Annotated in this window: 1 protein-coding gene; it reads right to left on the bottom strand. The window is 72.1% G+C overall.

The window, feature by feature from the left end:
- A partial coding sequence (locus HA630_RS17775; protein ID WP_243855507.1) for a threonine ammonia-lyase occupies positions 1 to 975 on the bottom strand: 975 nt, incomplete at its 3' end.
- Between the last annotated feature and the right edge of the window lie 199 nt (positions 976 to 1,174).

Raw genomic sequence — 1,174 nt, 5'->3', positions numbered from 1 at the left:
GCGCGCCAGCCGGCCGGCGCGCACCAGCCCGCGTTCGATGATGGAGGCCAGCAGCAGCGGGTCGATGTTGCCGCCGCACAGGATCAGCCCGACCTTCTGGCCGCGGAAGCGCTCGGGGTGCTTGAGCAGCGCCGCCAGCCCGACCGCGCCAGCGCCTTCGACCAGGGTTTTCTCGATCTCCAACAGCAGCACGATGGCGTGCTCAATTTCGCCCTCGTCCACCAGCAGCCAGTCGTGCACGTGTTCGCGCACGATGGCCAGCGGCAACTCGCCCGGCGTGCCCACGGCCACGCCCTCGGCGATGGTGGTCAGCCCCTGCGGCCAGTGGCTGCCGGTGACGGCGTTGACCATGGCCGGGAAGCGCTGCGTCTGCACGCCCACCACGCGCAGGCCGGGCTTGAGCGCGTGCGCCGCCAGCGCCACCCCGCCAATGAGGCCGCCGCCACCCGTGGCCACCACCAGCACGTCCAGGTCGGGCTGCTGCCGCAGCATTTCCAGGCCGACCGTGCCCTGGCCGGCGACGATGGCCGGGTCGTCGTAGGGGTGGACGAAGGTCAGGCCGTCGCGCTCGGCCAGCGCGCGGGCGTGGGCGCGGGCCTCGTCCAGGGTGTCGCCGTGCAGCACCACCTCGGCGCCGAAGCCCTGGGTGCGTTCGATCTTGATGCCCGGGGTGAAGCGCGGCATGACGATCACCGCGCGCAGGCCCAGGCGCTGCGCGTGGTAGGCCACCCCCTGCGCGTGGTTGCCGGCCGACATGGCCACCACGCCGCGGGCACGCGCGGCGGCGTCGAGCTGGCTGAGCTTGTTGCAGGCGCCGCGTTCCTTGAACGAAGCGGTGTACTGCAGGTTCTCGAACTTGAGGAAGACCTGCGCGCCGGTCAGCTGCGACAGGGTGCGCGACTCCACGCACGGCGTGTGCAGCACCTGGCCCTGCAGCCGCTGGGCGGCCTGTTCGATGTCGTGGAGGTCGATCATGGCGGCCATTGTGCGGCCTGGCGGGCGTTTTCCCGCGGTGTTGAGGGTCTTCCCGGGGGCCTTCCCTGTTGGCGCCGGCTGGGTTATGGTTCGCCCCACACGGCCCGCGCCCCCCGGTGGCGCCAGGCCGGTTTTGCAGGAGCAGGCATCGGATGGTCAAACGTTCGGCTTCCCCCCCGGCCCAGGCGCCGCTGTTGCG

This window comes from Aquabacterium sp. A08, from assembly GCF_011742065.1.
This window is presented reverse-complemented; position numbering and strand designations above follow the sequence as displayed.